The following is a 24,180-nucleotide window of genomic DNA, read 5'->3' on the forward strand; positions in this document are numbered from 1 at the left end:
GCACCACAGTTCTATGCTGAAACGTAGGTGGGGTTAATCTGGTACTCTTCATTAATCATCTCACCACGTGATCAAGCATCGGTTTATACGTTTACTGCTCCCCGAGTTTAATCATTCCAGGCATTTTTTGGCCTGTTCGATATGTATTTTGTTGATCCTATGTCAGTGCATGAGTGGATAAAGCCGACATAGGGGTTCAGCTAAATTCCATGGTTTATATAAGCAGGCTTGTTGCATTTTTAATGTGTTGACATTGCCTTACTGCTTTGACTTGGCCAATTCGGGTGATTGATTAGTCCCTAGTTTGTTGTTGAAATAACTAGCACGTTCGCGCATTTTTCTGCACCACTCTTGATGGGTCAGGTACCAGTGCACGGTTTCCGTTAGGCCTTGTTCCAGATTGTGTTGCGCTCGCCAGCCCAGCTCTGCACTGATTCGGGTCGGATCAATTGCGTAACGGCGATCATGGCCCGGGCGGTCCGCGACCGGTGTAATTAAGTCTGAGTGGGGCGCTGATTCGGGGCTGCACTGATCCAATTGTTGGCAGATTGCATGAACGACCTCCTTATTAGTGCGCTCACCGTTCCCACCCACGCAGTAACTTCGGCCTGGTTCACCCTCGCAGGCGGCCAGAATCAGAGCATCGACGTGGTCTTCCACATATAACCAATCGCGCACATTCAGTCCATCTCCATAGAGCGGGATCAACTCGCCTCCTGCGGCTTTTAAGATCACTATTGGTATTAGTTTTTCCGGAAACTGCCAGGGGCCATAATTATTCGAGCAGTTTGTCAGCACTATTGGCAACCCAAAGGTTCGGTGCCAGGCCTTAACCAGGTGATCGCTTGCTGCCTTGCTTGCGGAATAGGGGCTACTAGGGTCGTAGGGCGTCGTTTCCGAAAAACTCCCCTCCGCGCTTAGTGAGCCAAAGACTTCGTCGGTGCTTATGTGGAGCATCCGGAAGGTTTCCCGTCGTTCACCGCTCAAGCTCTCGTAGTGTCTCCGTACGGCCTGCAGCAGGTTGTAAGTGCCGGTGACGTTGCTTTCAATAAATACACCGGGGCCTGAGATCGATCGGTCGACGTGGCTTTCGGCCGCTAGGTGCATCACCAAATCCGGATCAGCCTGTTTTACGGCTGCGTTCACGGAATCAGCTTTGGCAAGATCGACTCGCTGCAGCACATGGCGCTGATGAACATTATCGTCAACCTTAGTCATGATCTCCTTGATGGATGTGAGATCACTGGCATATCCCATTTTGTCGAGATTGAATACGGTGGCCCTGCTTTCGCGCAGTAAGCGCCGCACGACCGCACCACCGATGAATCCGCCACCACCGGTGACCAGAACGCGCTTGCGGGAACCGAGGAGTTCAGCGGCAGAGGGCATCGAAGAGGTCATGGCAGAGGTGTGATCGGAATTCGTAGATATGGAAATGGTGTGCCGTGTTAGCGCGGGATCTCTTGCAGCACTTCACGCAGGGCCTGGCGCCAGTGCTGACCTGTTAAACCGAGGGCCGAGCGGGTGTTGTTGCACTCAAGTAGCGAGTAGCTGGGCCGTGTGGCTGGAGTGGGGTAATCGCTTGTTTGAATGGGCTCTACTTTGGCAGCCTGTTCAAGCAACCCGAGTTCGAGCGCTAGCTCGCTAACGGCGACAGATACATCAAACCAACTTGCGGCTCCGGCATCACTCCAGTGCAGTACCGGCGGGATCGGCTGACTGTCGCAAGAGCTGATCTCAATGGCATGCCAGCAGGCGGCAGCCAGGTTGAGGGTGCTGCTGGGGCAACCCACTTGATCAGCCACCACCCCAAATTGTTTACGCTCCTGATGTAAGCGCAACATGGTGAGTGCAAAATTCTTGCCTACAGGCCCGATCACCCAGCTGGTTCGCAGGATGTACCCCTTGCCGCTGCTGCCCATGAGGGCTTCTACGGCTTCCTCCCCTTTGGCTTTTGTGGTTCCATACACTCCGATGGGATCACGGGCTTGATCCACGCTGTAGGGAACTCCCTGTTGTCCGTTGAATACAAAGTCGGTACTGATTTGCAGTAGTCGTCCGCCTTGAGCGTTCATGGCTTCAGCGAAGGCTTCTGGCGCTTTGGCATTTACAGCCAAGGCAAGCTCTGGCTCCGATTCGGCTTGATCGACGGCCGTGTAAGCCCCGGCATTTAGCACCCAGTCGGGTTCGTAATGATTAACTGCAGCTTTGCAGGCACTGCCATCAGCCAGATCCAGTGCTTGGATCTCAGGGCCGCCGTTGCGACTGGTGGCGATCAATTCAATACCTGCTGGTTTGGCGTTGATCAAGGCCTGTCCAAGCTGGCCGGAGGCGCCTGTAAGTAGCACTTTCATGAAAAGACCTCTCCGCTGGTCTTGGCCACGGCGAAGGTGGGTGACTCTGCATCCTTGTCCGACAGATTGACCGTTGCTCCCCTCAGTTGATCGATCGGCCAGGCAATCGCTAAATCCGAATCATCCCAGCGAATGGCCCGTTCGCACTCCTTATTCCAAAAACCTCTCGCTTTATATTGCACTTCGGCGACTTCGCTGAGGGTGAGGAAACCATGGGCGAACCCTTCTGGCACCCAGAGTTGTTGTTTGTTTTCGGCGCTGAGAATGGCGCCCACCCATTGCCCAAAACTTGGGGAGCTGCGCCGGATATCCACGGCAACATCAAAAATTTCGCCGATGCTGGCTCGCACCAGCTTGGCCTGGGGTTCTGGTGCTAGCTGGTAGTGCAATCCCCTGAGGACTCCGCGTATGGAGCGGGAGTGATTGTCTTGGGAGAACAGCACCGTTTCGCCGGCCGCTTCGTTGAAGAGTGTCTGGTTCCAGCTTTCAAAGAACCAACCACGGTCATCACCAAAGGCGCGCGGTGTGACCAACAAAGGTCCATCAATGCTGAGGCCCTGTGGGCTCTGCAGTTGTTCAACTTGCATGGTTGACTTTTAGGGATCGTTGCAATGAAACGCGATCAGCGGCACTTTCCTGGAGCAACTGAATCAAATAAGTGCCGTAGCCACTTTTCACCAAAGGTCGAGCCAGTTTTTCAAGCTCAACATCATTAATCCATCCCTGCCGCCAGGCCACCTCTTCTGGGCAGCCCACTTTTAGGCCCTGGCGATGTTCCAGGGTGCGGATGTAGCCGCAGGCTTCATGGAATGAATCGCAGGTGCCAGTATCGAGCCAGGCCATCCCCCGCCCCATCAGTTCCACCTGTAAGAGACCTTCTTCGAGAAACATCTGGTTGAGATCGGTGATCTCCAGTTCGCCACGAACGGAAGGCTTCACAAGGCAGGCCCGTTCCACAACACTGTCGTCGTAAAAGTACAACCCCGTGATGGCATAGCGGCTCCTGGGCTGTTTGGGCTTTTCTTGCAGGCTGAGTACCTTCCCGCTGCTATCGAAATCGACGACACCGTAGCGCTCAGGATCACTTACGGGATAAGCAAACACTGTTGCTCCTGCTGCTCGCTGATCGCTGTCCACCAACTGTGGAACGAGATCGTGCCCATGGAAGAGGTTGTCTCCCAGCACAAGGGCTGCAGGACCGCCATCAAGGAATTCAGCCCCTATCAGGAAGGCTTGGGCTAGCCCATCCGGGCTGGGTTGAACGGCGAATTGAATGGTCATCCCCCATCTCGATCCATCCCCGAGAAGCCGCTTGAATGAAGCTTGGTCGTGGGGGGTGGTGATGATCAGCACCTCGCGAATCCCTGCCAGCATCAGTGTGCTGAGCGGGTAGTAGATCATTGGCTTGTCATAAACAGGCAGGAGCTGCTTGCTTACGGCTTGCGTAATCGGATGAAGCCTGGTTCCGCTACCTCCGGCAAGGATGATTCCGCGACGTTGGCTTCTACCACTCACGATTCAGTGATCGGATTGGGAGTATTTCATCACGGCTCGAAGCCAACCCAGGATCTTGGGCCCAAACTTCCGAAGCTGTTTAAGTCAATTGGGCTTGTTGATCACCGATGATGGACTCCTCTCCTGTTAGTAGCGTCATGGCCTCCGCTGCTCCGATCCTTCCCGGTTCCACGGTCACCGTGGCGGATCAACGTTCTATCTACAACGGCTACAGCGGTTTCGTTCAGCGTATTAGTGGAGACCGGGCCGCAGTGTTGTTTGAAGGCGGTAACTGGGACAAACTCGTCACTCTGCGCCTGAAAGATCTCAGCGCTGACTGACGCTCATGGAGCTCGCCTTGCGCCAGCGGCTCCAACGAGTCGTTCTTGATTCGGATACCCGACGAGGCCGGATCTACAACCTGGTGATTTTCGGAACGATTCTGCTGAGCGTGGCAGGTCTTCTGGTGGAACCGCATCCGATGCGTGTGGCAACGCCTGGGGAAATTCCTGCCTGGGTGGGCAGGCTTGAAGATTTCTGCCTGCTGGTGTTCATGGCGGACTATCTCCTGCATCTGTGGGTATCCCCAAAGCCGCTCGCCTATGCACGCAGTTTCTACGGGCTGATTGACCTTTCAGCGGTTCTGTTCTTCTTTGTGCCCCAGATCCGCAGTGGCCTGGTGCTGTGGATCTTTAAGTTCGCCCGCGTGCTTCGGGTGTTCAAGCTGCTGCGATTTCTCGATGAAGCAAAGATGCTCGGCCGCGCGCTGCGCGCCAGTGCCCGCCGCATCGGTGTGTTTCTGTTTTTTGTGGTGATGGCGCAGGTGGTGCTGGGCTACCTGATGGTGCTGATTGAAAGCAGTCATCCTGAGACCCAGTTTCAGACGGTGGGTCAGGGCGTGTACTGGGCCATCGTCACCATGACCACGGTGGGCTATGGCGATTTTGTGCCTCAGACTGTCTTGGGTCGTCTGCTTGCAGCGGTAGTGATGTTGCTCGGCTTCGGGATCATCGCCATCCCCACAGGCATCGTCACGGTGGAATCGATTCAGCAGGCCCGTCAGGACAGGCGTGCCTGCAGTACCTGTGGCTCTCGCGACCATCGCCGCGAGGCCAGCCATTGTGACCAGTGTGGGGCTGAGCTTGGTATGCCCACTCAATGGCCATCGAGCTGATCGAGTGCGGCGCGAGCGGCCTGCTGCTCGGCGTCACGCCGTGAACGGCCCCATCCCTCCGCCGCCAAGTGTGGCGGCAGGGTCACTTCGCAGCGAAAGCGACGCGGGTCACCATGGCGCTGGTTCAGTTCTTCGCTGCTGTAGCTGGGCAGGCCAAGCCCTTGGCTTTGACTCCATTCCTGAAGGGCCGACTTGCAATTGCCGCGGTGTGGATCGGAAAGAACTGCCTCTGCACTGCGTTGCCAATGGGGAGTCAGCCATTGATGTACTCCGCTAAGGCCGTCGATCTTGTAAACCGCGCCTATCAGCGCTTCGCTGAGTTCGGCGCGGATCGTTGCTGCCGCTGTGGCATCGCCGCTGGCTTTGGGCCCGATCCGCCACCAGCGTTCTATCTCAATTCTGGAGCCCAGTTCTGCCAACCAACGATCACTGACCAGTTGGCCCCTGAGGCTGGAACGTTCACCTACCGGCATGCTGGGATAAAAAGAGGCGATGAATTCACTGGCAGCGAGCCGCAGCACTGCATCACCCAGAAATTCCAGTTGCTCATGATGCGGGTTGATACCGCTGGAGGTATGGGTGAGAGCTTCTTGTAACAGCGCATGGTTTTCTCGTTTCAGTCTCCCGGTGGGCTGGTTGAGAGCCTTCGAGAGGTGTTCAAGTGGTCGCGGTTGCTTGCCCATTGAGTAAAAACAGTTTCTATAAATTATCCTTTCAATGGATTGGTTTTTGCTAACTCCTAAAGAGTGTTGGGCATTAAGTGTATTTTTGAGGGTTTTAGGAGAAAATATAATGGATATTGGTTTTGCTTTATTCCTGATTATCTGAATGTTTGAACTATAAGTACGTCATGAACAAAAGTGCTAAGTTTATCTCACCTGCGTGAAGGGTTGTTTGAATTTTGAAATTTCGCTCAAACAGCACGTTGCCGAAGAAATATTGCATCTTCAAGTGCGCAAAGCAAGCCAATAAAAAGAAAGCCTCCTCCAAAAATTTTTGCCCACTCCTCAACATGTTTTAATATTTCATTGAGATTTTCCTCCAGTCCAAAGATTGACCTCATGTCACTTATAACCATTACAAAAGCCAGGCCAAGAGCGCATTTGGCGTAGGTCATAAATCTCGGAGAAAAATCAAAATATTTTTTATTGAGAGCAATAAAGATTATTCCAAGCAATCCGTAAAAGCCACTATGATGTCATCAATCCTATCACTTAGTTTTGTTTCTTGCCATTTAAATAATGAGTGGATTGCTTTGTCCAGGTTTTCGTGGTATATGAATTTGTCATCCATTGCTAGAAAGGCGCAGCCGCAAGATAGGATGATCCACGTGAGCCAATTTTGCGTTTTTAAATCGTTTTTTTTTGATAAACAGTGCAATAGGAATAGACAGACTCAACACGGAGCATAGAGTTAGTTGTATGGTTGATAGGTTTGTGATTGATGACTTTTCCCCATAAGACTTTGTTGTGAGTAGCACCGTCGCAAGAAAAGCTACATAGCAAAGAAGGCTTAGAGACTTAAGTATTTTTGTTCTAAGAAGTAATTTCATTGTGAATCCGCCTTCGCTAGGAATTTTTGAGTATAAGGCTTTTTATGTTTTGCCGATTCTATAGTGAAATCGTTATGTTCAAATTGTAAGTTTTATAGTTGCCATAGCCAAAATTATTTAAATTTTACAGTACGAGTTAGTCGTTGTCATGGATGGCGTGGCGATTGTCGGACTGTGTTAAAAAAACAGATTTTTGTGGAATTAAATTTTACTGATGAGTGCGATTCCCTCTTGAGCTGAATATTCGCAGTCGAGGTGCATCAAGAGGAATTGCTTTCTGCAACCGCCAGTTTTGGTTGATTGAATTAACTTTGAAGGGCTCTCACCCTTGATATAGTCCGCGCTAGCTCCCACAGGTATGTTGGGATTTGAGCAATAGGCAGATTTGCTGTCTTGGTCCGCAGATATTTTGAGGCTATCGTCGCTTTTGTGGTAAATTAATGTTGGAGTCGTGTATAGCGACAAATCCATTTTCTCTATTCCTCGATGAGGTCACTATGAATTTAAAAGAAATCAATCAAGCCATATCCGAAGCTGAAAATATTCATGCGGGAAAGGTTCGCAAAGTTACCAAAGCATTGCTTGAGCGTTTTGAGCAAGCCATTGATAATGGTGAAAAGCTCAAACTGCCTGGCTTAACCTTCACTCCTCGTATCCTTCCAGCCAAAGAGCCTGAGGATGGGAAGGCAGGACGACCCGAACGCAAGGTAGCAGTTATGCGCCGTAAAGATTCAAATAAAAAAGTTGAAACTACTTGATTCTCGATTTGTATTGTCAAAATTTGCGATTCAGGCAGATTAGCATGAAATAATTAGATGAACTTAATTAAATTCAATCAATCAGCATTGTATTAATGTTAAACTTTTTTAATAGGATTTTTAACAAAGATCCTAATTCTCGTTCAGCTTCTGATTCTTTGCCACTTTCTGAAAATCAGGGCACTCATCCTCCTAAAAACACCGTGTCAACAATTAAAACCGACAACTCATCTCAAGCTGCTCTCCCATTCATTGAGGATGTGAGATGTTTCTTGGAAGAAGGACAAATGCAGATTGCAGTATTTGGATATCCCTCAACATTCCCAGATGGTTGGTTGTTTAATCGTCCTTGGGATCAAGTGTTCTGCAATTATCCAGTGATGATGCCCCTAGATCAGCGTATATCCTTCAAGGAGGCAATATCACTTGCAGATCCACTTCCAAGTTTTTGCGAAACTGTAAATTATCATGAGAAGCCTCATGTTGATACTGACAGCATCAGCGTGCAGGACAAGCTTTGCACCCTCAAAGATATTGCATCGTCTATTTCTGAAGCAGAAAATCTTCCTTATGAGCAAACATTAAAAATTGCTCGAGTATTTCTTCAACATCTTGCTGAAGGTATTGAAAAAGACAAAAAACTTCGCCTTTCTAATTTATCTTTTATGACTTTTACTAAATCTGCTGAAGCTGCTGATGGTGACAATCCCCGCCGTCCAGAACGGAAGCTGACGATAGTAAATATTGTTTCTAAAAAAGCAAATTCCGAAAACATGGATGAATAAACTTCTGACTTGAATTTATCCATTCCTGCCCTGGCGTCTTGGCCTTGAGGTGCTGAATCTGGATCGGGCTTTTCCAACAACCGACAGCAATGCCGATTACGGTGCCGCTTGTCTGGAGGTGCACCTTCTATGGCTTCACCGCAGTCCCCTCGATCACGACTATCGGCTTCGCCGGATCGCCATGAAGTACCTGTAGCGTAAGTTCACCGCAGGGTAGGTTTGATCCCTTCAGCCAGCGGTACTTCTCACTACTGGGTCGGAGCTGCCCACCAGTGATTCGCTCTTCTTAGTCACGGGTCACCGCCAGGTAACCAGTGGTGTCGGCGAACTGTTCCGAGCAGAAATCCGGTAGATCCATGAGCGCTTCGGGGAGCTTCAGTCCCTGGCGATGAGTTTTCGCACCCATCTGTTGGAGCTGTTGGTGGGTGAACCCTCGGCGGGCCAGATCAGCTTTTTCGTGGGAATCAGTTTGCCCAGGTTTTGCTTAGGCGGTTGACAGTTTGAATTTTTCTGAGTCCTGTCAGACCCGACGCTTTGCGTGGTGATTTGGTGAAAGCAGGACATAAGCCGGGTTGCGTGAACACCTCCCGATTTCCAGTGGTGGACTGTGTTTTCAGCGGCTGACTGGTTGACAGTTGGCCGGTGTCCCCTTGGGTGGGTACATCCCTTTCTAACTCGCGGAAATACGGCATGATGCGGGGAGCGAATTTGTTTCGTGCAGGACCGACGGGTGGGCTAGCCGTCGGTTATTTCTTCTGTCTGGGGCCGGGGATGACCCGCAGACAGGGTTTCAGATACCTAAATGCGTCACTTCTGGGTGTCTTCGAGCTTCCGCAGGGCACAACTGACGGCACATTCTCTGAGGAACGCGAACATCGGTTGGTCCTCCGGCTTCGCAAGATTCAGAAGCACTTCCACGGTTGGCGACAGAAGAGCATCACGGCTTTACCGCGATCCTCGCAATTCTCCGATCGCTATGAAGACAGTTCAGAGGCGATACGCGAAATGCTGTTTGCGTTTGCGGTCTCGATTTCATTTTTGTCTACAGATGAGGCCATGCATGAAGCAATGATTCCCTAGATCTTAACGGCTAATAATAACATCGCTGGATTAATTTTCAAACCTTGCTAATAAAATGTCCCCGCGCAAAGGGACATAAATAGAACACAAATTTCTTTGATGTCCCCATACTCAGGAACACGATCAAAGTGTTGTGTATTTCCGTGCTAGCGACAGAACGCGTCCTCAGTTTATGGCTGATGCCGGAGCAGAATGTGAGCAAGGATCGCGAATGTCCCGACCGGCATGGACATTTGATCGTCTTCATCGGCTGTATGTGATGCCTGCTCCAGGGCTTTCGCAGCACTTCGAGTGATACAGCCACCTGCCCGCGGCGATATGGCGCGCTTTCTTCGAGCTGATCCATCAACAATGTCATCTGGGTCCGCATCGCTACCTCTTCGGTGGAATCGGTCAGCAACTCACAGAGCGACGAACGAACAAAGTCACTGGCGGACTTGAATGCAGCTTGTTCGGTCCGCAGCAATACTGTCGAACATACAAAATGTAAAAATTTAGCTGATAATGCTCATCCACTTAAGTTTCCCGTCAAATTGGCAAGATAAAGAGCGAGCCAACCAAATTTTTTCTGTGAAAAATTCACAAACCCTTCTGGCTTTATTTTGTGCATCAATTTCCGGTAATTCATTAGCGTTTGCAAACCCTCCATCTCCGTACTCGGTTCTGATGGACTTCGAAGGAAGTGGTTACACCATAAATACTTTTCGTAGTCCATATGCTTCGCAAACGGAATATTGGCCACGTCTCATGGTGCCCGCAAGCGATAGTTTTCGCAGCTACCATGATTTCACACTTGGCAATGGAATGGCAGATTATGGTCACGCCGACGGCCTTAAAAATTACAATTCATGGTTAACCGGAAGCCATCAAGTTTCAGGTTTGAAGGCACTTGGGATTGGGTTGCTTCCTGCTTTGCCGACAAGCGGCAATGATCGAGACAAGAATGTTCTTCACATCTTTAAGCACAATTGGTTGCAAGCGATTGACGTTGAAGCTGGAGAAAATGAGAGCTTTGTTAGCTACTACATGAAGTTCGACCATGACTATGATGTGCCAAGAGATTCTTTCCCGAATTCATTTTCTATTCATATGCAAATCTGGCAGTGCTGCGGAAAATACCGCCCGGACAAGCGCAACCCTCCTCCATTGGCAATGTACGTAAAGCCCAAACCAAAAAAAAATGATGATATTGAATTAGTTTTTGTTGTGAGAAATTCTAATTCTCTGAATAATTATATTAACCACAGCTTTGCTGTAGATGATCGACCACATTTTCGTTATGCGAAAGCAATAGCTGGCCGCTTTGTGGTCGAAAGAAATCGGTGGTACCACTTTGCTTTCCAGTTTTCTCCTAGCACAAATGGCGACGGTACAGCGGGACATTTTTCAACATGGCTTGATGGTTCCAGAAAGTTTGTATACCGCGGGAATTGGGGGTATACGCCCGTCTCTGGCGTGGATATATCGGGGAAAATGGGTATGAATATTGGGACATATCGTTTGCGTGACAATTTAAAGCAGTATGTGTTTTTTGATGATATTAAGGTTGGAGGGCAATATGTGCATCATGCTTTCGGTGATTAGTGCAGATGTTTTTTCGGTAAATAAAATTTCAGCGTTCTTTGCTCAATAAGTCTAGAGCTTAGAGTTCATGGCGAAGCTTTTATTTTAAAAATAAGCATCTATAATGATTTAATAATTGGCGTTGCAAGCAATATAATTTAAAGAATTTTTTAAAATATTTGGAAAGTGCGCGTTATGATTTAATTGACTTTATTCATCAGGCAACGATAGCTAAGTATCATTCATCAACAGTAAAGTAGATAAGCTTGCAATCAACTTGTGGCGGGAGCAGGCTGACATAGGGTAAGCTTGAATTGCTTTATTAGGGGATACTAGATTTTAAATTGGAAGACAATTTTGTTAGTGAAAGTCACTGATGTCCCGTTGCAATGCAGCCTGATTCTGTCCCGCGTTAGCTCGTCCACGACCTCCAGGCCCAGCTTCTGCACGCTCAAACTCAGATACAGCTTGAAGTCGTCGGCGTCGTTTTCTCTAAGCGCCAGCTGTATTCTGTGAGCAACGCACTGTGGTCAAGGTGTAAATATCGCTTGGCTGCAACTGCTTGAGGCATACCCCGCTGCAAAAAAAAGCCCCGCGCTTGGTTGGGCATTGATTATTTGTGAATTGTTTTCGGAGGATCAAAAGCCACTACTCAAGACTCAAGCTTTTCAAAAGAGCATCAGACCAAAAAGTTTCCGCTTCGATGAATCCCTGAAGGATCTTCCAAGCTGGTTACCAGATCACTTTGTTGTGAGAGCAGGGTTTCATCATTAGTGGTGTTGCGCTGTAAGCCGGATGTCTCTACCCCGAGCTGAATAAGGTTCTGCCCATCAGTGAAGTCCTCAGTAATGGTGTAGCCGTTCGTCCGTTGCAATCCAATGCCGCTGCGCTGAGGCTTTTCTGAGAGCGAGGCAACACCTTTTTGAACAATCAAAGGGTCAATCCCTGAACCAACGTAGAGACGGTTATTGATGCTTTCACCGCTTAAGACATCATCATCACTGTTGCGCAAGAGTCTGTCATTGCGACCGCGTCTGCCGTCAATACGACCAGGTCGAGTTCCACCTAAGTCAGGTCTGCTATCGCCTCTGCCAGGTCGAACTTCTCCTTGATTCCGTTAACCGCTGAACTTCCTGCCTGTGGGAGGATTCAGCCTGGCGGCTATGGAAGGCTTCGGACGTGTTGTTGTAGGCTCTGCCGCTATTGCTTCTGTCGTAATCGGCTCTGCTGTAGGTGGCCTTCTTGATGTGGCGGCGTTCTTCGCCGTCGATGGACTGACGCCCGAGGGCTCTGAGGTAGACACCTACAGAGGCCCCACTTATGCATTGGTTGCCGGGCTTCATAGCTTGACCAGCAAGTGATGGTCGTGCTGTCAGGGTCCTGCTGGACAGTAGTTCACTCGCTTGGATGAAGCGCCTTAAACACCCTTTCAGCGAGAGCATTGAGCCTTTAATTAATCATTACAGTACTCAATCCTGCCAGGTGTTGGGGGCTGCGTGATGGTGGGCACATGGGGTGATTAAAGCAATAAAAAACCAGCACTTGGCGAGACGCGATCGGTGTATGGAAAAGCGAGTATTGGATTCAAGTTATAACCTCGAAGTTTACTGCCACTAACTGACCTGGATCAGCATGCACAATTGATTTATAAACATCTGATCCTGTGGCACCTGCAATAAGCATTTTGTCTCCGGAGTTACTCATAAGGGTGGTGCCGCAACCATCCTTAGCGATGATTTTACTCTGACCTGTATATTTATTATCACCATCAATTGCACTTGCGAAGATCTTGCCTTACTGCGAAAGGCTGAAGTCCATTGCTCGATCTATCCCTTTTGACATTGCAAATATGTCAGCACCAGTTCCACCACTTAGTACCTCGTATTCAGCGCCTCCGTATAAAAGGTCTTCATCCTTTGGGAAGTAGCGCCCGGTTTTGCGGTCTTTCTTGAACCCTGGTCGTGGTCGGTCTGGCTTGAAGCATTCCCGCCGATCCCGCTTGCCGTCCTCCATGGAAAGGGTGTGACAGAACCAGCCGCCGAACAGAACGTCCTTCAGCCGCTGACAGTCCTTTTATTCATCGCCAACGCCCAGAGGGCGAAATAAGCGAAAGACGGTGTTGCCCGACAGTGACCGCAGGTTCATGCGAGCTAGCTCTTCGTCGATGTCAGACCCTTAGACCCATTCCTTCAGGTGCTTCGGGTCCAGGTCGTCCTGGCGAGCCGCCTTGGTGGTTACAGAAGCTGTGTTGTGTGACGTTCTGGGAAGACTTTCGACCGCTCCAAAATCGAGCGTGGACTGCTGACAGCGGCCGCTGGCCTTCTGCCGTTCCAGGGCGATTTTCGCAATCCCTGCCGCTAATGCTTCATCAGGACCCTTAATCCCGGCCTGTTCATGACGGCGCTGCGTCTGCTGACGATGAAACGAACGGGTGTCCCTTGGTAGATGTTCAAAGTCGGTGAAATATGAACACGTCCGCTTGAGCTGGGATAACTCGGCAGGCGTTAAATCCCCGACGCGAAGTCGCGGAATATGACGTTCTGAGGTTTGACCAGCTGGTTGACAGTTTGAACCTTTCGAATCGCTGTCAGGGACAGGGACCACCACATCTGGTGGAGGGGGGTCACCCCCTGACTCTTTGACTAGTAGTGGGGTGAAAGCAGGGCATAAGCCGGGTTCTGTTCTCCCTTCAACAGAAGGGGGGTGATCATCTATCTGGGACCGCCGTTACCGGCGGCCTCGAGCGGCTCACAAAGGCGGAACGGGGCAGGTGGCCAACCGTCGTTCCTGGGCCTTGCTCCCAGCCGGGGTTTACCGAGCCAGCACCTCTCGATGCTGCTGGTGCGCTCTTACCGCACCTTTGCACCCTTGCCTGTGCCGGCGAACCGGCCATCGGCGGTGTGTTTCTGTGGCACTCTCCTCACGGTCACCCGCACTGGGCGTTACCCAGCAAGCCTGGCCATCGGGGAGCCCGGACTTTCCTCAACCGGATCACAGCCAAAGGCTGTGCCGATTGCGATCACCTCGCCTGCTTTCAGACCCCATAATGACCTCTGAAGGGGCTGTAGCTCAGCTGGATAGAGCGACGGTTTCCTAAACCGTAGGTCGTGGGTTCGAGTCCCGCCAGCCCCGTGATTCAGTCTTTCCCGGCTGTGATGCGGCCGGCCACAAATCCCACAGCTCCACCAACCAGGGCTGCTTGCACTTGCCAGATCAGTTTCCTGTACCGCCAGGAGGCGTTCGTGAACCAGATGCCAAGCATCATTGCGGTCCCGATGGCGACTGCCAGGCTTACCTTGCTGACACGGCCCAGTGATTGCTGCTGCTTGTCCGCTGATCCCGGTGTGCTGTTGGTGTGGATTGGTTTGGTCATGGAGTACACCCTGACGGTCTTTTCGCTCGTCGTCGAGCGTTACGGGAGCCGAGGCTCTATCCCTGTGGTCTTGAAGCTCTGAACCGGTATTAGCCACTACATTTAGTGGGGTGGTCAGACGCCACACCCTCGCTAGCGTTATTGCAGTGAAACCGGCTCCATGACCCAGCTTCACGATCTACGACTGCAGCTACTGGTTCAGCAGGAAAGCGAGCGCATCGCTGACTCTCAGCCCACTGAACTGGATTTATCTGTGGTTCAGGCGCGTTGTCTCTGCTGGCTGGCCCTGCTGGCTGAAGCCCACGATGATCAGGCGAGTGATGCCGAACGACGCGGAGACACCGAGCAGGCGATGGGTTGGTTTGCCGATTCCATGCGTTTGCGTGATGTGATTCAGACGGTGACATCGATCGAGATTCCCCTTCCAGGCCTGGCCGACGGAGATGATCAGCCAGATGGTGGGGCCGACGGCGAAGGCGGTTTTTCATCTGAACCGCCGCTTGCTGCCTGATCGGATGCCATGATGGCTCTCGATCTGGGGTTTCAACGTGACGGAAGAGCCCTGTCAATGCCCTGACTGCCAACGCTTTTACAGGGAGCACGACAGGTTGATTCGTGAGAATCCCACGCTCCGCCAGCAGCAGGAATTGAGCTGGGCAGCTCTTCAGGCTTTTCGCACACTTTCGGGCCGGGTCCTCGAGGATCTGCAGAAGCAGCTGGGTCCACGTTCGAGTGATGGACAGGTTCATGCCACCCCAGTTGGCAGTTCGGATGAGCCCACGGATGCCCTGCAGCAGGCAATGGCTGACATGGAAAACATCAACGCGCATCTGTTTTCGATTGAGGCGCTGATGGAGCGCATTTTCGATGTGCGTGTACCCGACGCGATCGAGCAGAAATTCCGTGAGCTGGCTGGTGAACTTGCACCTGATCCCTTGAATGCAGACCGCTTGCGCTTAAACCGTCTGTTGCATCAGACCCCGGATTTGCCTGATCGGAGTTGATTGTTCTCCTCTGCCGATTGGCGTCTGCAGAGCCTGGCCATCATTCCTTCCTCGTCTGCTGGCACCACAACAATCTTCAGTTGCGGCAACCACTCCAAATCATCCTGCAGTTCTGAGAGCAGAGCTTTGTCGTGCTCACCGATTCCACCGGTGAGAGCCAGCACATCCACTCCTCTCAGGCTGGCAGCCATCGCCCCGATCAGCTGCAGCAGCCGATGCCGGAACACTGCAAGGGCAAGCTGCGCTGTGGAATGTCCCTGGCTGGCTTTCTGGCGAATCTCCTGCATGTCATCGCTGAAGCCTGATAGCCCCTTGAGTCCGGCTTGTTTCTGAAGCAGGTCGCTGAGCTGCGCTTGATCCCATCCCTGACGCATCAGTTCAAGCATCAGGCCAGGATCGATGCTGCCGCTGCGGGTTGCCATCACCAGCCCTTCAAGTGGGGTGTAGCCCATCGTGGTGTCAATGCAGCGGCCGTTTTGAATGGCTGCCAGAGAGGCGCCGGCTCCCAGGTGAGCGCTGATCAGGCGCAGCTGCTCGGGGTGATGTCCTTTGCTCTGCCACTGAGCGGCGACCACTTCAGCCACGTGTTGGTGGTTGATGCCGTGGAACCCGAAACGGCGGAAGCCGCGCTGCCTCAGCTCCTCTGGCAGGGCATAGGTGCTTGCCGCAGCAGTCAGCGTGCTGTGAAAAGCAGTGTCAAAACAGGCCCACTGAGGTTTGTCCGGTGCCCAGCACTTTGCCCATTCCAGCCCTTTCAACGCGGGTGGATTGTGCAGTGGTGCCAGCGGCACCAAGCTCTGCAGCGTGTCCTCAAGATCCGTCGTGATCAACGTGGGAGCGGTGAAGTGTTCACCACCGTGAACCATGCGATGAGCAATCAGCTCGATGCGCTCCCGCAGCGGTTCCAGCATCGGTTCCAACCAGCTCTGCAGAACCTCTGACAGATTTTCATCAGCGGTGATCCTGTGACCGCCATGCCAGTTGAAGGCCCCGGTGGAATCCACCAGGGCGGCCTTGAGACTGGAGCTGCCCAGATTGATCACCAGGGCCAGATCCTTCACCCAGCAGACCTCAGCGAATGTCGCAGGTGATCTCCACAGGCATCGCTTCCACGTTCCAGATGTCTTTGCAGTAGTCGCGGATTGAGCGGTCCGAGGAGAAGAAACCGGTGCGAGCCACGTTGAGAACGCTCATCCGGTTCCAGTGCATGCGATCTGTCCAGGCAAGACTGACCGCATCCTGGGCCCGCAGATAGGCCGCGAAGTCGGCCATCACAAAGAAGGGATCGTTGCCGGTGAGATTGTCCAGCAGTGGTCTGAATAGTTCGCCGTCGCCGTTGCTGAAGTGGCCCATCTCAATCAGGCGGATGGCTTCCGCGAGCTCAGGAATCGCCCCGATCACCTCACGGGGGCGGTAGCCACTCTTCTTGAGCGCCGCGATCTCCTCCACCGTCTTGCCGAACAGGAAGAAGTTTTCTGCACCCACACGATCGCGGATCTCTACATTGGCGCCGTCGAGGGTTCCAATGGTGAGCGCCCCGTTCATGGCGAATTTCATGTTGCCGGTGCCGGAGGCCTCCTTGCCAGCGGTGGAGATCTGCTCTGAAAGATCTGAAGCTGGATACACCTGCTCACCCAGCTTCACGTTGTAGTCCGGCAGGAACACCACCCGCAGACGACCGTCCATGTCGGGATCAGCGTTGATGGTGTCGGCGATGCCATTGATGAAACGGATGATCAGCTTGGCCATGTAGTAGCCGGGTGCTGCCTTGCCACCGAAGATCACCGTGCGCGGTGCCAGGCCATCGGCCTGGCCGTTCTTGATGCGCAGGTACTGGGTGATGATCTGCAGTGCATTCAGGTGCTGACGCTTGTATTCGTGGATGCGCTTCACCTGTACATCGAAGAGGCTGGAGGGATCCACCAGCACGCCTGTGTTGCGGTGGATGTAGCCGGAGAGCTTGCGCTTCACCGACAGCTTGGTGTCGCCCCATTGCTCGAGGAATCCGCGGTCGTGCTGCCGTTCCTCCAGGCAGCGCAGTCGATCCATGTCGGTGATCCAGTCCGGCCCCACGTGCTCATCCAGCAGCGCAGAGAGCTCGGGGTTGGAGAGGGCCACCCAGCGACGGGGCGTGACGCCGTTGGTCACGTTCGTGAACTTGTCGGGCCAGAGCGCGGCAAATTCAGGCATCAGCTGGTTTTTGACCAGGTCTGAGTGCAGCGCAGCCACGCCGTTCACATGGTGCGCGCCGATGGTGGCCAGATGGGCCATGCGCACGGCTTTGCCACCGTCTTCATCAATGATCGAGAGTCTGCGCTGGATGGCGTCGTTGCCCGGGTAACGCAGGCGCACCTGCTGCAGGAAGCGTCGGTTGATCTCATAGATCAGCTCGAGGTGGCGCGGCAGCAGGCTGCTGAACAGGTCCAGATCCCACTTCTCCAGTGCTTCGGGCAGCAGGGTGTGGTTGGTGTAGGCCACCGAGCGAGTGGTGATGTCCCAGGCCCTGTCCCATTCGAGGTGGCGATCGTCGATCAGCAGCCGCATCAGTTCAGCGACGGCGATGGCGGGATGTGTGTCGTTCAGCTGAACGGTCCAGTGCAGGGGGAAGTCCTCCACTGGCAGTCCCCGGTTGTCGAGGCTGCGCAGCATGTCCTGCAGTGAGCAGGACACGAAGAAGTGCTGCTGTTTCAGACGCAGGCGACGCCCTTCATCAGTGCCGTCGTTGGGGTAAAGCACCTTGGAAAGGGTTTCGCTGCCCACCTTTTCTTCCACGGCGCCGTAGTAATCGCCGATGTTGAAGGCATAGAAATCGAAACTTTCGGTGGCATCGGCTCGCCACAGGCGCAGGCGATCGCAGGTGTTGACCCGGTAACCAAGCACCGGCACATCGTGAGGCACGCCGATCGCATGTTCGGAGGGGATCCAGCGGGATCGGTAGTTGCCCTTGTCGTCGATATAACTTTCCGTGCGCCCACCGAAGCCCACAAAGCAGGCTTCATCGGGCTGGGGCAGTTCCCAGGGCCAGCCTCCCTTCAACCACTTGTCGGTGACCTCCACCTGCCAGCCGTCGCGGATCAGTTGATCGAAGATTCCGAACTCGTAGCGAATGCCGTAGCCCGTGGCGGGAATTTCCAGGCTGGCCAGCGATTCCATGTAGCAGGCCGCCAGACGCCCCAGTCCGCCGTTGCCGAGGCCAGGTTCCTCCTCGACCTCAAGAATCGGCTGCAATGACTCGATACCGAAGCGCTTGAGCGCTTCTTCCGCTTCCTTCTGAATCCCCAGGTTGAGCAGATTGTTGGCGAGCTGCGGGCCGATCAGAAACTCAGCCGACAGATAGGCCACGGTTTTCTGAGGCCGGGCACGGATCGCTTCCTTGCTGGCGAGAAACCGTGTCATCAAGCGGTCGCGCACCGCGTAGCTCAACGCCATGTAGAGGTCATGGGGACTTGCGGATGGCGCGAGTTTGCCGAGTGTGAAGAACAGGTGCTCGGTCATGCCGTCGAACACGGAATCGGCATCGAGACCGGCCCGTTCAGGATCAACGGAGCATCCCGGGGTCGGTAATCGCAGGTCGAGGGGCTCGGAGGTGCTCATCGCTTCTCGGGAGATGAATTGAGGTTGGCCGGGATTGCACCGGTCATGCAGGAACTTCAGGATTTCCGGTCAATCGAGCAGGCGCTGTGGCCGAGGCTCCAGCGCCACTCGTTGATTTCCGGCGCGTCAATGCCGTGCTCATGCGAATAGGCAACGTGCCTGAAGATTTCATCGCGCATCTGCTCCTTCACATGGGCAGCGCGTGAACCCAGACACTTCACCCTGTCGATCACGTCGATCACCAGGTTGAAGCGATCGATCTGATTGCAGATCGCCAGTTCCAGCGGCGTATTGATGTTCCCTTGCTCCTTGTATCCGCGCACGTGGAAGTTCACGTGGTTGGGACGGTTGTAGGTGAGACGGTGGATCAGCCAGGGATAGCCGTGAAAGTTGAAGATCACCGGCCTGTCCGGTGTGAACAGGCTTTCGAAATCCTTGTCGCTCAGACCGTGCGGATGATTCTTCGGATCCGCCATCGCGAACAGCTTCACAACGTTCACGTAGCGGATTTTCAGGAAGGGAATCTTCCTGCGCAGAATCTCGATAGCCGCCAGACATTCCTTGGTGGGGATGTCACCGGCCGAGGCCAGAACAACATCCGGTTCATCGGGTTCGGTGCCGCAGTTGTCGTTGCAGGCCCATTCCCAGATTCCGGCTCCTTTGGCCACATGACGGCGGGCCTGATCCAGCGTCAGATACTGCAGGTGCTTCTGTTTGTCTGAAACGATCAGATTGGCCACGCTTGTTTCAGTCAGTGCCTGTTCAGACACTGCAAGCAGACTGTTGGCATCGGCAGGTAGATAGACACGGGTGATCGTTCCCTTCTTATTTCCGGCAAGGTCGATGAAGCCTGGGTCCTGGTGCGTGAACCCGTTGTGGTCCTGGCGCCACACCGTTGAGGAGATCAGGCAGTTCCAGGCCCCGATGGGTGCTCTCCAGGCAATTTCCTCACAGTGCTCCAACCATTTGCAGTGCTGGTTGTACATCGAGGCCACCACATGGGCAAAAGCCTCATAGGTGTGGAAGAAGCCGTTTCTGCCTGTCAGCAGGTAGCCATCCATCATTCCCACCAGCGTGTGCTCGGAGAGCATTTCCACCACGGCACCGTCCTGGGAGAGCTCACTGCCGTTCAGGTCTTCGGGCAGGAAACCGGCCATCCAGGCTTTCTTGGTGGTCTCATAAACCGCCTGAAGCCTGTTCGATGCGGTTTCATCGGGGCCAAACAACCTGTACCGACCAGGGTTTTTGCCGATCAGATCGCGGATCAGCTCGCCAAGCGGAAAGGTGTTCTCCATTTCGCCGGTTCCCGGGATCTCAACCGGCACCTCGTAGTTGCTCAGATCCGGGAACAGCAGTTCCCTGCGCAGTTCGCCGCCATTGGTGTGTGGGTTTGACCCCATTCGCTTTTCCCCTCGGGGAGAAAGGCAGCGGATCTCCTCGCGCACCGCGCCGCTGTCATCGAACAGCTCCCATGGCCGGTAACTCTTCATCCATGTCTCAAGAAGCTGAAGATGCTCCGCATTGGTCTTCACATCACTCACAGGCACCTGATGCGAGCGCCAGAAGTTCTCGATCTTCTTGCCCTCGATCGACTCAGGCCCTGTCCATCCCTTTGGTGAGCGCAGCACGATCATCGGCCAACGGGGACGGAAGGCCTCACCGCTGGCTCGGGCCTGATCGCGGATGGCCTGAATCATCACCACGGCCTGCTCCATGGCCACAGCCATCTGCCGGTGCATGGCCATCGGTTCGGAGCCTTCCACGAAGATGGGCGTCCAGCCGTAGCCCCGGAGCAGGTTCTCCAGTTCCTCGTGATCGATGCGACTGAGGATGGTTGGATTGGCGATCTTGTAACCGTTCAGGTGCAGAACCGGCAGAACAGCGCCGTCCTTGATCGGGTTGAGGAATTTGTTGATGTGCCAGCTGGTGGCCAGTGGGCCGGTTTCAGCTTCGCCATCACCGACACAGGCAAGGGTGATCAGCTCCGGATTGTCGAAAACCGAGCCTGCAGCATGCGACAGCACATAGCCGAGCTCTCCTCCCTCGTGAATGGAGCCAGGCATCTCCGCTGTGCAATGGCTGCCGATGTGCCCTGGGAAGGAAAACATCTTGAAGAAGCGGCGAAGGCCTTCCTCATCGAACGACTTGTCGGGATAGCGCTCGCCGTAGCTCCCATCGATGTACACCGGTCCTCTGGCGCCGGGAGCGCCGTGTCCCGGCCCTGACATGTAGATCATGTCCAGGTCGTATTTGTTGATCAGGCGGTTGGCGTGGGTCCAGATGAATGCCTGCCCAGGGCTGGACCCCCAGTGCCCGAGGAGGCGGTTCTTGATGTGCTCAGGACGCAGCGGTTCGCGCAGCAGCGGGTTGTCCTGCAGGTAGATCATCCCCACAGCCAGGTAGTTGGCGGTGCGCCAGTAGGCATCGAGTTGGTTCAGCTCGTCATCGGTTGGCGCCTCGACGGCTTGGATGACGGACAAAGTTTCGGTCGGTGTCGCAGTCATCAGCGACTAGTGGCGGACGGATACGCGGAAGGTAGCCATCGTCTGACTGTCTGAATGCCATAAGGCATTCGAAGCTGCACTCTCAGGAGCAGCACGCTGCCTGATGCTGTCCGACGCAGGTCAGCTTGAGCAGTGCGGATCCACGTTTAGGGATAAGGTCCCCACCGAGAGGAATCAACCTTGCTGATGCTCGCTGCTGCGATGCCGCCACTGCTCACGACTCTGCTGGCAGAGATCTCGCCTCACGATCTGGAGATGGCGGAGACCCTGATCGGGGTGGCCCGTTTCGTGCTGATCTTTGTGGCAGCCCGCATTCTTGCGGAGGTGCTGGTGCGGCTGCAGTTGCCCACGATCCTCGGTGAGCTGCTGGCCGGCGTGTTGATCGGTGCCTCGGGGCTGCATCTTCTGGTGCCTCCGGAAACCCAGGTGGAGCTGAGTCAGGGTCTGGTCAGCCTGGTAAGTGGTCTGGTGAATGTGCCTCCCGAAGCGGTGCCCGCGATCTATAGCGAAAGCTTTCCCTCGCTGGAGTCGGTGGCTGAGCTTGGTCTGTATGCCCTGCTCTTCCTCACTGGCCTGGAGAGTGAGCTGGAGGAACTGATCGCTGTGGGCGGCCAGGCTTTCACCGTGGCTGTTGCCGGCGTGGTGCTGCCGTTTGCACTGGGCACCTGGGGCCTGATGGCAATTTTCCATGTGGATGCGATTCCGGCGATCTTTGCCGGCGCTTCCATGACTGCCACCAGCATCGGCATTACCGCCAGCGTATTTGGTGAGCTGGGCTATCTCAAGACACGGGAAGGTCAGATCGTGATCGGCGCTGCAGTGCTGGATGACATTCTCGGCATCGTGATTCTCGCCGTTGTGGTGGCCCTGGCCTCCGGCGGTTCCCTGGAGATTGGCCCGATCGTGAAGTTGGTGGCTGCCGCCGCCGTGTTCGTGGTGGCGGCCATCGGTCTCAGCCGCAGTGCCGCTCCCGCCTTTGACTGGTTGATCGACAAGCTGAAGGCTCCCGGTGAGGTGCTGGTGGCTTCGTTTGTGATCCTGGCGATCAGTTGCTTTGCCGCCACCGCCATCGGCCTGGAGGCTGCCCTGGGTGCTTTCGCTGCCGGTCTGATCCTCAGCAGCTCCAAGCACAACCGTGCCATTCAGGAAGCGGTACTGCCGATCGTGACTCTCTTCGCCACGGTCTTTTTCGTGCTGGTCGGTGCCGGTATGGATCTGTCTGTGATCAATCCCTCTGATCCCTCCAGCAAAACGGCGCTGATCGTGGCCGGCTTCCTGCTGGTGGTGTCGATCATCGGCAAGATCGCTGCGGGCTGGTGCTTCGTGAGCAAGCAACCCACCCGACGCCTGGTGGTGGGCCTGGGGATGATGCCCCGTGGCGAAGTCGGCCTGATCTTCCTCGGCCTCGGCACCAGCGCCAAGTTGCTGTCACCTTCTCTGGAAGCGGCCATTCTGCTGATGGTGATCGGCACCACCTTCCTGGCTCCTGTGCTTCTTCGACTGGTGATCGGTGATGACAAGCCGGACGATGACGACAAAGTGGACGACAAGGTCGCTGCCGATCCTGTCGGTCTGCTCTGAGCTGAAGGATTGTCCAGTTCAGGAGCTGGAGTCTTTCCGCGCTAGCGACAGAAACAGGCTCCAGCCGATGGTGATCAGCGCCAGGCTTGAAGCCCAGCCGGGTCCCAGGGCCCAGCCCAGTAGCAGCTGGACGGCAACTCCAATGGCCATGGCCAGCAGAAGACTGCTGATCACCAGAGCTGCCTGGCGCCATGGTGCACTCAGGGGGCCGCTTTCAAGGCTGGCTTCAAGGCGGCTGAGAGGAGCGCTCAGCGGCAGATACAGGGCAATGGCCCAGAACAGTCCACCGCTCAGTGTGCTGCTCTGCAGAAGCAGGCCTGTGGTCTGATCGAGCATCGCGGTGTCATCGACCCGTCAGGGCGATGGCGAAAAAGGATGCTTAGCATCGCCCCCGCAAGAGGTAGTCGTGGTGATCGAGGCGCAGAAATCCTGGTGGCAGTTCCAAGGTCACGCCGTGCATGGGCTCTGTGTCGTGCCTGAGCAGGATTCGGGTTGTCTCACGCGGCCTGCGCTGCTGCTTGTGCATGGTTTCGGCGCTTCCACCGATCACTGGCGCCACAACATTCCCGTGCTGGCCAGCACCCATGAGGTTCATGCCATCGATCTGCTGGGTTTCGGCCGCAGTGCCAAACCGGCTGATCTGGCCTACGGCGGAGCTCTCTGGCGTGATCAGCTGGTGGCTTATGTGCGCGAACGTATCGGCCGGCCCACGGTGATCGCTGGAAATTCACTGGGCGGCTTCGCTGCACTGGCCGCCGGGGCAGAGCTGGGCGAGAAAGCCGCCGGTGTGGTGTTGCTGAATGCGGCAGGTCCTTTCAGTGATGAGCAGTCGGCCAAGCCCAAAGGCTGGTGGCCAAGCGCGCGCCGCTCGATCAGTTCGGCGCTGCTGAAGAATGTCGTGCTGCAGCGACTGCTGTTTGAGAATCTGCGGCGGCCAGCCACGATTCGACGCACTCTCAATCAGGTGTACATCGATAAAACGAATGTCGACGATTGGCTGGTGGAGGCGATCAGGCGCCCGTCACTCGATGATGGTGCCTTCGGTGTGTTCCGCACGGTGTTTGATATCCCTCGCGGTCAGCCTCTGGATGAGTTGTTCGCCTGTCTGAAGTCTCCCTTGCTGCTGCTCTGGGGCATCCGCGACCCCTGGATCAATGCGGCAGGTCGTCGGGCCAGCTTCCAGCGCCATGCTCCCGAGGCCACCACGGAGGTGGTGCTTGAAGCCGGACATTGTCCTCATGATGAAGTGCCTGACCAGGTGAATGCGGCCTTGCTGGAGTGGTTGTCGACCCTTGCCGGCGACAACGGGCAGAATCTGCAGCCTTCTCGGTAGCTTCTGGCCAATCTTGGGTGTCCCGGTCCTG

At 54.4% G+C, this 24,180-nt stretch carries 24 protein-coding genes, 1 tRNA gene and 1 other RNA gene; 11 read left to right on the plus strand and 15 right to left on the minus strand.

The annotated features are described in order from the left end of the window. Positions 1-258: 258 nt before the first annotated feature. From rfbB to rfbA, 4 genes are read right to left on the minus strand one after another with little or no spacing between them, the layout of a single operon-like run. The gene (gene rfbB / locus SIB73_RS13435) at positions 259-1,401 is read right to left on the minus strand and encodes a dTDP-glucose 4,6-dehydratase (protein ID WP_413404351.1); all 1,143 of its coding nucleotides are present in this window, start codon (positions 1,399-1,401) and stop codon (positions 259-261) included. A gap of 47 nt (positions 1,402-1,448) precedes the next feature. Then, positions 1,449-2,354 carry a dTDP-4-dehydrorhamnose reductase gene (gene rfbD / locus SIB73_RS13440; RefSeq protein ID WP_413404349.1) on the minus strand — a complete coding sequence of 302 codons (906 nt, stop codon included), beginning with the start codon at positions 2,352-2,354 and terminating at the stop codon, positions 1,449-1,451. Next, positions 2,351-2,941 carry a dTDP-4-dehydrorhamnose 3,5-epimerase gene (gene rfbC, locus SIB73_RS13445; RefSeq protein WP_413404348.1) on the minus strand — a complete coding sequence of 197 codons (591 nt, stop codon included), beginning with the start codon at positions 2,939-2,941 and terminating at the stop codon, positions 2,351-2,353. Before rfbC ends, rfbD begins: the two co-directional genes overlap by 4 nt. Next, a complete protein-coding gene (gene rfbA, locus SIB73_RS13450; protein WP_413404346.1) occupies positions 2,931-3,869 on the minus strand; it encodes a glucose-1-phosphate thymidylyltransferase RfbA in 939 nt (312 codons plus the stop codon). Before rfbA ends, rfbC begins: the two co-directional genes overlap by 11 nt. 137 nt (positions 3,870-4,006) lie before the next feature. Here rfbA and SIB73_RS13455 point away from each other — a divergent pair, with 137 nt between their 5' ends. Both SIB73_RS13455 and SIB73_RS13460 read left to right on the plus strand, forming a co-directional pair. Then, positions 4,007-4,189 (plus strand): NAD(P)H dehydrogenase subunit NdhS, encoded by a 183-nt coding sequence (locus SIB73_RS13455; RefSeq protein ID WP_413404344.1) that lies wholly within the window; start codon positions 4,007-4,009, stop codon positions 4,187-4,189. A 5-nt stretch (positions 4,190-4,194) separates the two neighbouring features. Further along, positions 4,195-5,022 (plus strand): ion transporter, encoded by an 828-nt coding sequence (locus SIB73_RS13460; RefSeq protein ID WP_413404342.1) that lies wholly within the window; start codon positions 4,195-4,197, stop codon positions 5,020-5,022. On the opposite strand, the gene rnc is transcribed toward SIB73_RS13460, so the two are convergent. Both rnc and SIB73_RS13470 read right to left on the minus strand, forming a co-directional pair. After that, the gene (gene rnc, locus SIB73_RS13465) at positions 5,004-5,705 is read right to left on the minus strand and encodes a ribonuclease III (protein ID WP_413404340.1); all 702 of its coding nucleotides are present in this window, start codon (positions 5,703-5,705) and stop codon (positions 5,004-5,006) included. The genes SIB73_RS13460 and rnc overlap by 19 nt on opposite strands. Positions 5,706-5,935: 230 nt before the next feature. Next, positions 5,936-6,199, minus strand: coding sequence for a hypothetical protein (locus SIB73_RS13470; protein ID WP_413439627.1), 264 nt, complete (start codon positions 6,197-6,199; stop codon positions 5,936-5,938). A gap of 815 nt (positions 6,200-7,014) precedes the next feature. Between SIB73_RS13470 and SIB73_RS13475 the strand changes: the two genes are divergently transcribed. The 4 genes from SIB73_RS13475 (at position 7,015) to SIB73_RS13490 (ending at position 10,781) form a co-directional block, all read left to right on the plus strand. Then, on the plus strand, positions 7,015-7,332 hold the full coding sequence (locus SIB73_RS13475) for an HU family DNA-binding protein (protein ID WP_413439628.1): 318 nt from the start codon (positions 7,015-7,017) through the stop codon (positions 7,330-7,332). A 158-nt stretch (positions 7,333-7,490) separates the two neighbouring features. Further along, a complete protein-coding gene (locus SIB73_RS13480; RefSeq protein ID WP_413439629.1) occupies positions 7,491-8,117 on the plus strand; it encodes a hypothetical protein in 627 nt (208 codons plus the stop codon). Positions 8,118-8,166: 49 nt separating this feature from the next. Then, a complete protein-coding gene (locus tag SIB73_RS13485; RefSeq protein WP_413404334.1) occupies positions 8,167-8,313 on the plus strand; it encodes a hypothetical protein in 147 nt (48 codons plus the stop codon). A 1,388-nt stretch (positions 8,314-9,701) separates the two neighbouring features. Beyond that, on the plus strand, positions 9,702-10,781 hold the full coding sequence (locus tag SIB73_RS13490) for a hypothetical protein (protein WP_413439630.1): 1,080 nt from the start codon (positions 9,702-9,704) through the stop codon (positions 10,779-10,781). A 658-nt stretch (positions 10,782-11,439) separates the two neighbouring features. Here SIB73_RS13490 and SIB73_RS13495 read toward each other — a convergent pair. The 4 genes from SIB73_RS13495 to rnpB all read right to left on the minus strand — a co-directional run bounded on the left by SIB73_RS13495 (position 11,440) and on the right by rnpB (position 13,796). Beyond that, the gene (locus tag SIB73_RS13495) at positions 11,440-11,772 is read right to left on the minus strand and encodes a hypothetical protein (RefSeq protein ID WP_413404329.1); all 333 of its coding nucleotides are present in this window, start codon (positions 11,770-11,772) and stop codon (positions 11,440-11,442) included. A 67-nt stretch (positions 11,773-11,839) separates the two neighbouring features. Next, complete coding sequence (locus SIB73_RS13500; protein WP_413404327.1) at positions 11,840-12,103, minus strand: hypothetical protein; 264 nt, start codon at positions 12,101-12,103, stop codon at positions 11,840-11,842. A gap of 832 nt (positions 12,104-12,935) precedes the next feature. Then, on the minus strand, positions 12,936-13,367 hold the full coding sequence (locus tag SIB73_RS13505; RefSeq protein WP_413404326.1) for a hypothetical protein: 432 nt from the start codon (positions 13,365-13,367) through the stop codon (positions 12,936-12,938). A 44-nt stretch (positions 13,368-13,411) separates the two neighbouring features. Beyond that, an RNA gene (gene rnpB / locus SIB73_RS13510) (RNase P RNA component class A) lies at positions 13,412-13,796 on the minus strand. Between the two features lie 22 nt (positions 13,797-13,818). Here rnpB and SIB73_RS13515 point away from each other — a divergent pair. Next, positions 13,819-13,892 (plus strand) — tRNA-Arg (locus SIB73_RS13515). A 4-nt stretch (positions 13,893-13,896) separates the two neighbouring features. On the opposite strand, the gene SIB73_RS13520 is transcribed toward SIB73_RS13515, so the two are convergent. Next, the gene (locus tag SIB73_RS13520; RefSeq protein WP_413404325.1) at positions 13,897-14,133 is read right to left on the minus strand and encodes a hypothetical protein; all 237 of its coding nucleotides are present in this window, start codon (positions 14,131-14,133) and stop codon (positions 13,897-13,899) included. Between the two features lie 160 nt (positions 14,134-14,293). Between SIB73_RS13520 and SIB73_RS13525 the strand changes: the two genes are divergently transcribed. Both SIB73_RS13525 and SIB73_RS13530 read left to right on the plus strand, forming a co-directional pair. Next, complete coding sequence (locus SIB73_RS13525; protein ID WP_413404323.1) at positions 14,294-14,644, plus strand: hypothetical protein; 351 nt, start codon at positions 14,294-14,296, stop codon at positions 14,642-14,644. A 37-nt stretch (positions 14,645-14,681) separates the two neighbouring features. Then, the gene (locus tag SIB73_RS13530) at positions 14,682-15,137 is read left to right on the plus strand and encodes a hypothetical protein (protein WP_413404321.1); all 456 of its coding nucleotides are present in this window, start codon (positions 14,682-14,684) and stop codon (positions 15,135-15,137) included. Here SIB73_RS13530 and SIB73_RS13535 read toward each other — a convergent pair. Genes SIB73_RS13535 through SIB73_RS13545 form a run of 3 tightly spaced genes read right to left on the minus strand, consistent with a single transcriptional unit; the run spans position 15,107 to position 21,235 of the window. Continuing rightward, entirely contained in the window at positions 15,107-16,198 is a 1,092-nt protein-coding gene (locus SIB73_RS13535; protein ID WP_413404319.1) for an acetate/propionate family kinase, read from the minus strand. The two genes, SIB73_RS13530 and SIB73_RS13535, sit on opposite strands and share 31 nt — an antisense overlap. 10 nt (positions 16,199-16,208) lie before the next feature. After that, the gene (locus SIB73_RS13540) at positions 16,209-18,731 is read right to left on the minus strand and encodes a glycogen/starch/alpha-glucan phosphorylase (protein WP_413404317.1); all 2,523 of its coding nucleotides are present in this window, start codon (positions 18,729-18,731) and stop codon (positions 16,209-16,211) included. Between the two features lie 56 nt (positions 18,732-18,787). Further along, the gene (locus SIB73_RS13545) at positions 18,788-21,235 is read right to left on the minus strand and encodes a phosphoketolase (RefSeq protein WP_413404315.1); all 2,448 of its coding nucleotides are present in this window, start codon (positions 21,233-21,235) and stop codon (positions 18,788-18,790) included. A 186-nt stretch (positions 21,236-21,421) separates the two neighbouring features. Between SIB73_RS13545 and SIB73_RS13550 the strand changes: the two genes are divergently transcribed. Beyond that, positions 21,422-22,816 (plus strand): cation:proton antiporter, encoded by a 1,395-nt coding sequence (locus SIB73_RS13550; RefSeq protein WP_413406148.1) that lies wholly within the window; start codon positions 21,422-21,424, stop codon positions 22,814-22,816. An 18-nt stretch (positions 22,817-22,834) separates the two neighbouring features. On the opposite strand, the gene SIB73_RS13555 is transcribed toward SIB73_RS13550, so the two are convergent. Further along, the gene (locus SIB73_RS13555) at positions 22,835-23,152 is read right to left on the minus strand and encodes a hypothetical protein (protein WP_413404313.1); all 318 of its coding nucleotides are present in this window, start codon (positions 23,150-23,152) and stop codon (positions 22,835-22,837) included. A gap of 73 nt (positions 23,153-23,225) precedes the next feature. On the opposite strand from SIB73_RS13555, the gene SIB73_RS13560 reads away from it, so the two are divergent. Then, positions 23,226-24,149, plus strand: coding sequence for an alpha/beta fold hydrolase (locus tag SIB73_RS13560; RefSeq protein ID WP_413404312.1), 924 nt, complete (start codon positions 23,226-23,228; stop codon positions 24,147-24,149). The last annotated feature ends 31 nt before the right edge of the window (positions 24,150-24,180 follow it).

The sequence above is a fragment of the Synechococcus sp. MIT S9509 genome, from assembly GCF_047303035.1.
GTDB lineage: Bacteria > Cyanobacteriota > Cyanobacteriia > PCC-6307 > Cyanobiaceae > Synechococcus_C.

Coding starts and splice junctions, on each gene's coding strand:
- SIB73_RS13490 (WP_413439630.1), top strand. CDS start 9,702: ATGCTCATCCACTTAAGTTTCCCGTCAAATTGGCAAGATAAAGAGCGA.
- rfbC (WP_413404348.1), bottom strand. CDS start 2,941: ATGCAAGTTGAACAACTGCAGAGCCCACAGGGCCTCAGCATTGATGGA.
- SIB73_RS13455 (WP_413404344.1), top strand. CDS start 4,007: ATGGCCTCCGCTGCTCCGATCCTTCCCGGTTCCACGGTCACCGTGGCG.
- SIB73_RS13475 (WP_413439628.1), top strand. CDS start 7,015: ATGTTGGAGTCGTGTATAGCGACAAATCCATTTTCTCTATTCCTCGAT.
- SIB73_RS13500 (WP_413404327.1), bottom strand. CDS start 12,103: ATGAAGCCCGGCAACCAATGCATAAGTGGGGCCTCTGTAGGTGTCTAC.
- SIB73_RS13520 (WP_413404325.1), bottom strand. CDS start 14,133: ATGACCAAACCAATCCACACCAACAGCACACCGGGATCAGCGGACAAG.
- rnc (WP_413404340.1), bottom strand. CDS start 5,705: ATGGGCAAGCAACCGCGACCACTTGAACACCTCTCGAAGGCTCTCAAC.
- SIB73_RS13540 (WP_413404317.1), bottom strand. CDS start 18,731: ATGAGCACCTCCGAGCCCCTCGACCTGCGATTACCGACCCCGGGATGC.
- SIB73_RS13555 (WP_413404313.1), bottom strand. CDS start 23,152: ATGCTCGATCAGACCACAGGCCTGCTTCTGCAGAGCAGCACACTGAGC.
- SIB73_RS13545 (WP_413404315.1), bottom strand. CDS start 21,235: ATGACTGCGACACCGACCGAAACTTTGTCCGTCATCCAAGCCGTCGAG.
- SIB73_RS13525 (WP_413404323.1), top strand. CDS start 14,294: ATGACCCAGCTTCACGATCTACGACTGCAGCTACTGGTTCAGCAGGAA.
- rfbB (WP_413404351.1), bottom strand. CDS start 1,401: ATGACCTCTTCGATGCCCTCTGCCGCTGAACTCCTCGGTTCCCGCAAG.
- SIB73_RS13460 (WP_413404342.1), top strand. CDS start 4,195: ATGGAGCTCGCCTTGCGCCAGCGGCTCCAACGAGTCGTTCTTGATTCG.
- SIB73_RS13550 (WP_413406148.1), top strand. CDS start 21,422: ATGCTCGCTGCTGCGATGCCGCCACTGCTCACGACTCTGCTGGCAGAG.
- rfbD (WP_413404349.1), bottom strand. CDS start 2,354: ATGAAAGTGCTACTTACAGGCGCCTCCGGCCAGCTTGGACAGGCCTTG.